At 42.5% G+C, this 9,495-nt stretch carries 7 protein-coding genes; all 7 read right to left on the reverse strand.

Annotated features, from left to right (window positions below; genetic code table 11):
- Positions 1-7: 7 nt before the first annotated feature.
- Positions 8-400, reverse strand: coding sequence for a response regulator (locus K1X76_05405; GenBank protein MBX7148502.1), 393 nt, complete (start codon positions 398-400; stop codon positions 8-10).
- Positions 401-432: 32 nt separating this feature from the next.
- Entirely contained in the window at positions 433-2,196 is a 1,764-nt protein-coding gene (locus tag K1X76_05410) for a HAMP domain-containing protein (GenBank protein MBX7148503.1), read from the reverse strand.
- A gap of 26 nt (positions 2,197-2,222) precedes the next feature.
- Positions 2,223-4,394, reverse strand: a complete 2,172-nt coding sequence (locus K1X76_05415; protein MBX7148504.1) for a bacteriohemerythrin — start codon at positions 4,392-4,394, stop codon at positions 2,223-2,225.
- A gap of 30 nt (positions 4,395-4,424) precedes the next feature.
- Entirely contained in the window at positions 4,425-5,747 is a 1,323-nt protein-coding gene (locus tag K1X76_05420) for a carbohydrate porin (protein MBX7148505.1), read from the reverse strand.
- A gap of 122 nt (positions 5,748-5,869) precedes the next feature.
- Positions 5,870-6,328: a chemotaxis protein CheW gene (locus K1X76_05425; GenBank protein MBX7148506.1), complete on the reverse strand. Its 459-nt coding sequence runs from the start codon at positions 6,326-6,328 to the stop codon at positions 5,870-5,872.
- Positions 6,325-8,625: a chemotaxis protein CheA gene (locus tag K1X76_05430; GenBank protein ID MBX7148507.1), complete on the reverse strand. Its 2,301-nt coding sequence runs from the start codon at positions 8,623-8,625 to the stop codon at positions 6,325-6,327. Before K1X76_05430 ends, K1X76_05425 begins: the two co-directional genes overlap by 4 nt.
- A gap of 25 nt (positions 8,626-8,650) precedes the next feature.
- Positions 8,651-9,223, reverse strand: a complete 573-nt coding sequence (locus tag K1X76_05435) for a response regulator (GenBank protein ID MBX7148508.1) — start codon at positions 9,221-9,223, stop codon at positions 8,651-8,653.
- Positions 9,224-9,495: the final 272 nt, after the last annotated feature.

Here is a 9,495-nt window from a genome sequence, read left to right on the forward strand (position 1 = left end):
TTATTATTTAAGCCTGAGCAGGAGCAGGTGGGGGAGGTATTAAACCCATCAACTCCAGTTTGCCTACAATAATATCGCGTGTAAATGGTTTCATCACGTACTCGTTAGCACCGGCCACCATGGCTTTTACCATGTTGTCCATTTCAGTTTCGGTGGTTACCATCATAATCCACATTTTTTCGTGTTCTGGAATTTGGCGAACAGATTTAATGAACTCAAGCCCATTCATTACTGGCATGTTCCAGTCTACAAGAGCTAAATCTACCGGACCATTTTTAGCCAAGCAGTCTAGGGCTTCCTGACCATGACCAGCTTCCAAAATTTCAAAATTAAATTCTTTTAAAATCCTGGAAAGCATCACACGCATGGTGCGTGAATCGTCAATAACAATTGCTCGCATAAATCCCCCTTAGGCTTTTTGATAGCCCAAATTTACTGCAATGTTGCGTCACCACGATCTTCAAAGGTAAATTTACCTATGAGAGCTTTAAGTTCCGAGGACAGGCCATTTAAACGATTGGCCATTTGTTCGTTGTGTTCGGCACCTTTGGTGGCATGAATATTTGTTTCGGCAATGCCTTTGATGTTTTTAACAATCTCGGTACTGCCGCTTGCTGCTCCACTCATGTTACGGCTAATCTCATTAGTTGTCACCGTTTGTTCTTCAACAGCACTGGCAATCACGCTTGTGATGTCGTTTACTTTGGAAATTACATCCTTAATTTCCTGTACAGCGCTTACGGCCGCTTCACTGGTAGACTTAATAAGGGAAATTTTTTGTCCAATTTCTTCGGTTGCACTGGCTGTTTGTTTAGCCAATTCCTTTACCTCGTTAGCAACTACGGCAAAACCCTTACCGGCTTCACCGGCACGGGCCGCTTCGATGGTAGCATTTAAGGCTAACAAATTAGTTTGTTCGGCAATAGAGGTAATTACTTTTACCACTTCACCAATTTCAAGGCTGGCTTGTCCTAACTGACCAATGGTTGTATCGGCACCACTTAAAGTGTTTACAGCCGAACTGGTAAGTTTAGCCGCTTCACTTGTGTTTTTGGCAATTTCTTTAACAGTGGCACCCATTTCTTCCATGGAAGAAGCAATCACCTGAATATTACCATCAATCTGTTCGGCAGCACCGGCCACCGAGTTGGATTGGATAGAGGCTTCGTTAAACGTATTTTTCATTGTGTCGCTGCCCGATAATAATTCGTGTGAAGTATTACCTAAAGTAGCAATATTTTGCCCTACATAACCCAGGCTTGCTTTCATGCTACCCAGTAAATTATTGATCGACTGAGCAATTTGAGCCATGGGGTCTTCACCTTCTAAATTAATTTTAACACACAAATTTCCTTGTTCGGCTTTTTTAACCGCGTTGCGGATTAAGGTTACTTTTTCATTTAAACCTTTAAGAGTAGTGTTAAAAGCAGTAGCCATTTGGCCCATTTCGTCTTGGGTATGAAGGTCAATTTTCTGATTAAAATCACCTTTAGAAAGTTTATCTAAGGCACCCAGCATAAGGCTAATGCCATGTCCAATTTGTTTGGTAATAAGAGAAGAAGCAAAAGCGATTAAACCCAAAATACAAAACACGGCACCAATCATAATAACAGTGCGTGAGGCAATAAGGCTGTTGGCATGAGTCTCAACCTGAGTATTACGCTCGGTGCTCATGGTTACAACATTATTGATGGCTTCACGGTGCTGAAGGTACAAAGGTTTCATTTTTTCAAGTACAATAGATGATGCTTTGGCATTATCGCCGGCCTTAACAGCAGGGATGAGTTCAGCGTCGACTAAATCAAAGAATGCAATAGCCGGTGTAAATGAATCGTTAAGAAGAGTATCTTTCATTTTCCCTTCATCCAAATCGCCTTTCCAATACTCGTGACGCGTATCGAAATCCTTTTTGAGAGTAGCCATTTTGTCGATGAGGGCCGTTTTTTCTTCATTGCTTGTGGCATAAGTCATTTCAAGAGCCGTCATGTACGACTCAATAATATATTCCGGAGGAGGTAAAATATCGGCAATGAGATCTTTGCCCTGTACAATTTGTTTGTACAAAGGTCCGTTTACCTGAACGGTTTGCATGGTTGAGTAGGCAAAAACTCCATACCCAATCAGTGCGGCAACGAAGATTCCAGCCAGGCTGAAAAGCTTGGCTTTAATTTTCATGTTATTGATTAACGTGTTCATAGAGTTTCTCCTATTTATTATGCCAATTAAGCATGGTGTTCTTTAATTCCTCTTTCGGCAAGCCATGTGCCTAGTTTTACATCCACTGTTTTAATGTGATTGATAAACCAATCCACCACATGACGGCGTACACGGATAGTAAAAGTTAAGTTTGCTCCCTGAGCTTTAAACTCCTGGCGCAATTCTGCCCATTTTTTCATAAAAATATCATGCTGTGCTTTGTGGGCAGGATAATCTGGATAACCTTCAGATTCCATCTGGCGTTGTTCGTAGCCCAAATGTTCCACACAGTAACTTTCAACATGATCAAAGGCTTTTTCTGTTTCTTGTGTACTTGCGCCATTATTTAACGCTTGATACAAACCATCAATACGATCAAAGAGTTCTTTGTGCTGACGATCAATTTCAGCATCGTTAGTGGCTAACCCTCTTGTCCATACAATACGATTTGTATTGCTGGTGTCTTTATCTACTCTGAATTTTGCAAGTAAACCTTTCAGATACTGAGAAATCTCATTCAATTCGCCGGCTGTTCTTTTCCCATTAACAGCACCGGTAGTAGCCATATTGTTTGTTTCGGCAATACCCTTGATGTTTTTTACAATTTCGGTACTGCCACTAGCTGCACCACTCATGTTACGGCTAATTTCGTTTGTGGTTACGGTTTGCTCTTCTACGGCACTGGCAATGATGCTGGTAATGTCATTTACTTTACCAATAACAGCTCTAATTTCTTGAACCGAACTAACGGCGGCTTCACTCGAAGATTTGATCATCGATATTTTTTGACCAATTTCTTCGGTAGCATTAGCTGTTTGCTTGGCTAGTTCTTTTACTTCGTTAGCAACCACGGCAAAACCCTTTCCGGCTTCACCCGCACGGGCGGCTTCGATGGTGGCATTTAAAGCTAGGAGATTGGTTTGTTCGGCAATGGAGGTAATTACTTTTACCACTTCTCCAATTTCACTGCTGGCCTGACCCAGTTGTGTAATAGTGGTGTCGGCATTTTGTAAGGTGGTCACAGCCGAACCTGTTAATTTGGCGGCTTCGGATGTGTTTTTGGCAATCTCTTTTACAGTAGCGCCCATTTCTTCCATAGAAGAGGCAATTACCTGGATATTGCCGTCAATTTGTTCGGCAGCGGTAGCCACCGAGTTCGATTGAACAGAAGCTTCACTAAACGAGTTTGTCATTCTGTCATTTTCAGATAGTAAGCCCTGTGACGTGATACCTAATGTGGCTACGTTTTGTCCCACATTGCTTAAACTTATTCTAAAATTCTGGAGTAGGGCATTTACAGAGTCGGCAATTTGACCCATGGGATCTTCACCGGTAATAGCTACATTATCGGTTAAATCACCATTAGCAGCTATTTTCACAACGTTACGAATAGCTTCTACTTTTGTATGAAGAGCTTCGATTGTTTTGTTGATAGCGTTGCCCATGAGACCAATTTCATCGGAGGAGTGAACCATTACTTTTTGGTTAAAATCGCCTTCGGCCAGCTTTTCCATAACAAGTAAGCTTTCTTTTACGGGTTTTGTAATGGAGGAGGCAATTTTCGATGCGATTCCAAAGCCTAAAAGAGAGCAAATTAATACGAGACCACCAACAAGCCAATCGAGGCTTTTCCCTTCGCTTTTAGCTTCATCAACCGATTTTAAGGCTTGTGTTTCTATAAGTTCACCCAATGCACCCATACTTTCTTCAAGCGCAGAAAAGGATTTATTAAATGCCGGTAATTCTGGTTGTGCTGCTTCGTAGCCGCTATTAACAGCAGTATTAACAATGTGCTCTGCCGATTTAATATAATTTTCCAAGTCGGGACGTACATTATTAATAGCGTCTTTAATGTTTTGAGCAAGTGGAAGAGCATCCGTTTCATTCAAATATTTTTGAAAGTTTTCAGCAAATTCCTTGTTTTCCTGTACTGCTTCCTTTTGCCCTTCGGCATCATGGGTATCGGCTGCCACCATCGTTCTGTAAACAACGGCTCTTAAACCATCATGCATCATGTCGGCCAATGTCATGTTTTGAAGTGCCTTCATTTGCACTTCGGCAACATTTTCCAGGCTTTTTTCAACAGTGGCTGTTGAATAATAACCCAGGCCGCCTACGGCAAAAATAAAGGCTAAAAACATAAACGTTAACGCATTTAGTTTTTTGCCTACTGTTAATTTATTAAGTATGTTTTTCATAATGCCCTCTCTCTCCTCGTAGATTATAAATTAAAAAACTATTTCAAAACGGCCACCCACCTGAAGCGCATGCCCCACATTGGATGTACCTGGATTAATAATATATTGAACATCGGGTTGTACTGCTAACCACGGTGTAATTTGTGCCTTATAAGTTAGCTCAATATTCACTTCGGTACTTTTAACGGGTGCAGCTGCTAAACGTTGAGCACGTTTATATTTGCTGCCATTAATGGCGGTGGATACGTTTAATCCCAATTGATCACTGTCGCGTTTAGGGATTAAACCTGTATAAACGGCACCGGCACCCAAATAATAATTAAATTGGTGAACAGTGGGTGTTGCGTAGCCAAAACGGCCGTAAATTTTTAAACCTTGTTCATGGTCATCGGCTTCGCGATATATCTGATATTCACCCAAGGCATAAAAACCAAAGCTCGAACGTCTTTCGGGATTGCCCAAGCTATCAGTATCCACCAAATCATCAAATTTTTCGGTATAGATCCAGCCGCCGATGGCAACTTTCCCATAACGAGCATCTTCTTTACCTTCAGCCGGCAAATAACCAATTTCGGTAGCGCTTAAGAATCCGTCACCATCATCAAATTGAATTTGAGTGCTGAAGGGATGGTTAGGATCTTGTGGAACACCATCCAAAAAGGCGGTTTGAATATAAACCTGTGGAATGGGGGCGTAGTATAAACGTAAAGCAAGCGAAGTAGCAGGCCATGCCGATGGACCATTTAATCCGCTTTGAGAAAAATCGGGACCCATGCCTGGAGAGGAATTAATAAAAAGACCTGCAGTGTCGATGGCATCAAATTCGGAATTTAAATCGTACAAGCCCACCAAGAATGAAAATTTATCGTCAAAAAGCTTTTGTTGAAACCAGGCTTCCATCAAGTAGCCAGCATCTAAAGCATCGATGTTGCTCACCCCTTGGCCATCGCCAGAATGAAGGCTGGGGCTGCCACCATGAAGAGCGGTTCCGTAAAAGAAGAACTGGCCGCCTTTCCATTTAAAAAGTTTTTCAGTATCAATCGACAGGGTCATGTCGAGAGCGCCTAAATAAACAGCTTTTTTGTCGATACCGCCACTGATGTTTCCAAAAACATCGCCGGTATATATAAATTCAAAATCAAAGCCTTTATCGGATAAATCATCGCGCAGGCCGCCCCAGTTTCCGGTAAGGGTGTCTTGGGTAAAAAATGTTTGTTTTTCGGCTAATTCCTCGGCTCTTGACAGGGTAGGGCTTAGGAGCGCAGTAAGGCCAAAAAAGATAGCCAATACAAGCAACTTTTTGGCGCTATTGCCGATAACGCTTTTAGGAGATTGTGTTATGAAAAAGTTCATGGTTTTATCCTTCGCTTGTTCTTTATTTGCCCTGGCTTTGCTTGGCCCTAAATCGGCCGAAGCTCATCGCGGTAAGTGCTATACGCATACCCGCAATGTTGATATGTGCCGTGGCGAATAAATTAAGCGGTGGCCTCCATTTCTTCTTTTTTTCCAGTTAACTCCAAAGTTTCGTCCACTTTTAAAATAAGCAACAGTTTGTCTTTTAATTTGTAAGCACCACTAATGAGTTCTTTTACGCTGCCTTGCAAAGTAGCGGGGGGGGCTTCAAACGTTTCGTCTTCCAATTCCATAATATCGCCAATTTCATCCACCAGTAAGCTAACCGGGCTGTCTTCGCTTCTAATCACTACATTTGTTGGCAATTTTTCGTTTTCGCCGCGGTCGTTCATTCCCAATCTGCGGCGTAAATCCATGGCGGTTACAATATGGCCGCGCAAGTTGATGAGGCCTGTAATGATGGAATTGGCCAAGGGAATAAAAGTCATTTCCTGGTAGCGGATGACTTCCTGAACTTTTTCAACATCCACACCAAAATGGTGGCCATCTAAGGTAAAAGTGCAAAATTGTTTAGTGCTCATACGTTTGCCCTTTCTTCGGTTTTTGGTTGATGTTTGGCGGCAATTTTAGGCAGGGCCAATTTAACCAGTTCTTCAATATCCAACACTTCGGTAATGCGACTATGAATAACCATGGTGCCCATCACGCCATCACGGCTACCGGTGTTTTCCAGTTTTACTTCCTGGTAAACAATGTCCAAAATTTTATCGACCACAAAGCCGATTACAAAATCACCTTTGGCATACACAACAACCTGCAGATTTTTTCCCATGGGAGATAAATCTTGAGGGCGATCATTACGAGGATGGCTTCTTCTTTCATCAATGACCGATGAAACACGGACTAACGGCATAATTTTTCCGCGATACTGAATCACCTCGGTACTGCCCGATACTTCAACTGAAGCGATGGGAAATTCTTCCAAACGAGAGACCGTTGAAAGAGGAATAGCCATACGACCATCATCAGGTCCACGGAATAAAAGAACAGCTTCGGAGTAGTTGCCATGAGCACTAGCTTCATGATGAGCTTCATCAAAAGCTTTGGTGCGCGATTTATCAAGAATGGACGATACTTTGGCAATGTTCACAATATCCAAAATAAGAGCTACGCAGCCATCGCCCATAATGGTGGCGCCGGCAAAGACCGATAAATCTTTTAATTGTTTGCCCAAAGGTTTAACCACAATTTCTTGTGTGTCGCGCACTTCGTCTACAACCAGCCCAAACGATTGTCCGTCGGCTTGCAGCACCACAATATTAAGTGTGTGGCCACGTTTAGCTTCGGCTTTTAATGTTTGGTTTAAATAAACAATGGGCAACAGCTTGCCGCGTAAGCGGTAAACAGGTACGCCCTGAAACGTTTCAATTTTGGTTTTTGCTTCTTCATCATTTAATCCCACCAGTTCCAAAAGATTGGCTTGAGGGATGGCGTAGCGATTGCCACCGCAGGTAACAAGAAGGGCGGGAATAATAGCCAGTGTGAGAGGTACTTTGATACGTAAGGTTGTGCCTTGACCTGGTTTGCTTTGAATATCAATCACGCCACCAATGCGCTCAATGTTAGTGCGTACCACATCCATACCTACACCACGGCCCGATACATTGGTTACTTTTTCGGCCGTAGAAAAACCGGGCAAAAAGATGAGGCTTAAAATTTCACGTTCGCCCATTTTAGCAGCTTGTTCGGGCGTAATAAGTCCTTTAGAAATAGCTTTGTCTTTAATTTTATCGGGATGAATTCCACCCCCATCGTCCACAATTTCAATAATAACCTGACCACCTTCGTGATAGGCTTTTAAGCTTAAAACACCTTCTTCATTTTTTCCGGCAGCTTTGCGTTTATCCGGGCTTTCAATGCCATGGTCTACCGAGTTGCGTACAATGTGTGTGAGCGGATCTTTCATGGCTTCAATCAGCGTTTTATCCAGTTCAGTTTCTTTACCAATCATTTCCAGGCGTACCTTTTTTCCGCAGCTGGCGGCCAAATCGCGTACCACGCGCGGAAATTTGCTCCAGACGTTACCGATGGGTTGCATACGCGTTTTCATCACGCCTTCCTGTAATTCCGATGTTATGAGATTAAGTCGTTGCGATACGCTCACTAAATTGGAATCTTCCTGTTTCGACATGAACTGAACAATTTGATTGCGCGATAAAACCAGTTCGCCAACAAGGTTCATTAATTTATCAAGCAAGCTCACATCTACACGAATAGCGGTATCGGCCACACTCACGCCATGAGATGCTTCGGCGGGAGCAGGGGCTGCTTTTGCGGCTACAGCTTGAACGCTTGCAGCAGCTTCTGTTTTTACTTCGGGAGCTGGTGCTTCGGGTTGTGGAGCTGCAGGGGCTGTTTCTTGAGGTGCGGCTTCCTGCTTTTGTTCCGGCGCTGGCGCAGGTGCACTGGCTGCGGGGGCTAAAGCCGCTCCATCATCAGTTTGTAACTGTGTTAATAAGGTAATAAGTTCACTGTGATCGGCATTGCCGTCACTTTGTGTTTGTTCAATATTGCCCAACATGGCGCGAATAGCATCTACAAGAGAGAGAAGGGCGCTGGTGCGAGGTGCATTGAGCTGAATTTTTCCATCGCGCAATTTACCCAAAAGGTTTTCGCCCACGTGCGTTACTTTTTCCAAATTACCAAAACCTAAAAAACCGCAGGTGCCTTTAATGGTGTGAACGGCTCTAAAAATGGAAGACAAAAGTTCTCTATTGGTGGGATCTTGTTCTAAAACCACGAAATCACGATCTAAACGATCGAGGTTTTCGGTAGATTCCATCAAAAATTCTTTTAGTAATTCGTCCATTTCTCCCATAACATCTCCTTTAGTGCTTAACCCTTTATCGGTCCGGGCTAATAGTTTCAGCCAACGCTTCTAAGAGTTCTCCCTTTTTAAAAGGTTTGTGCACCACTGATACTTCTTCTGTTTCACGAATTTTTTTAAATTCATCACTATCGGCAAAAGCGGTAGAAAAAATAACCGGAGCTTTAAGGCCGTTTTTTCTCATTTCATAAAAAGCGGTAAAGCCGTTTTCGTCAGGCATGATTACGTCTAAAATAACGACATCAATTTCTTTCCCATGCTTTTTCGCGATTTCAACAGCGCTTGTTACATTGTTAGCGCTCAACACATTAATACCTAAGGGCTGTAATAAATCGGTTACCAGACTGTGCATGATGGGATCATCATCAACGGCTAAAACGGTTGTTATTTTGTGTGATTGATAGGAATCTTCGTTTGTGAGTAAGTTTTTTTGAGAATCAAGCCAGCTTGTTATTTTGTCTTCAGGAACGCGCCATTGAGAACCCACGCGTACGGCAGGCAGTGTGCCTTCCTTAATTTTTTTATAGATCGTTTGAGGTGTTAAACTTAATCGGGCCGCCACCTCAGCAATGGTTAAAAGCTTTTCCATATGTGCTTTATGCTTAAGCAATGTCAGTGCCAAATGACGGAGATTTGTAAGTGAAAGCCCTACATCTAAAAAAATAAATAAAATCAATTATTTAAGAATAAATCACCTGAATCATAGTGAAACAGCATGATTTAAAATGAATAAGGGAGGGTACGTTCAAGGTGGAAGTGCACCACTACGTAATTTTTTGAGTATTTCCGCAGGAGTATAAAAGTCTAAACATTTTCTCGGTCTATGGTTGAGACGATGTTCGACGAGAAGAATATCCTTTT

Source organism: bacterium, from assembly GCA_019695305.1.
Lineage (GTDB): Bacteria > UBA10199 > UBA10199 > UBA10199 > JAIBAG01 > JAIBAG01.

What these genes read in the sequence shown, in the direction of transcription:
- K1X76_05435 (MBX7148508.1), bottom strand. Translation starts at nt 9,223, where the DNA reads ATGGAAAAGCTTTTAACCATTGCTGAGGTGGCGGCCCGATTAAGTTTA.
- K1X76_05405 (MBX7148502.1), bottom strand. Translation starts at nt 400, where the DNA reads ATGCGAGCAATTGTTATTGACGATTCACGCACCATGCGTGTGATGCTT.
- K1X76_05430 (MBX7148507.1), bottom strand. Translation starts at nt 8,625, where the DNA reads ATGGGAGAAATGGACGAATTACTAAAAGAATTTTTGATGGAATCTACC.
- K1X76_05425 (MBX7148506.1), bottom strand. Translation starts at nt 6,328, where the DNA reads ATGAGCACTAAACAATTTTGCACTTTTACCTTAGATGGCCACCATTTT.
- K1X76_05415 (MBX7148504.1), bottom strand. Translation starts at nt 4,394, where the DNA reads ATGAAAAACATACTTAATAAATTAACAGTAGGCAAAAAACTAAATGCG.
- K1X76_05420 (MBX7148505.1), bottom strand. Translation starts at nt 5,747, where the DNA reads ATGAACTTTTTCATAACACAATCTCCTAAAAGCGTTATCGGCAATAGC.
- K1X76_05410 (MBX7148503.1), bottom strand. Translation starts at nt 2,196, where the DNA reads ATGAACACGTTAATCAATAACATGAAAATTAAAGCCAAGCTTTTCAGC.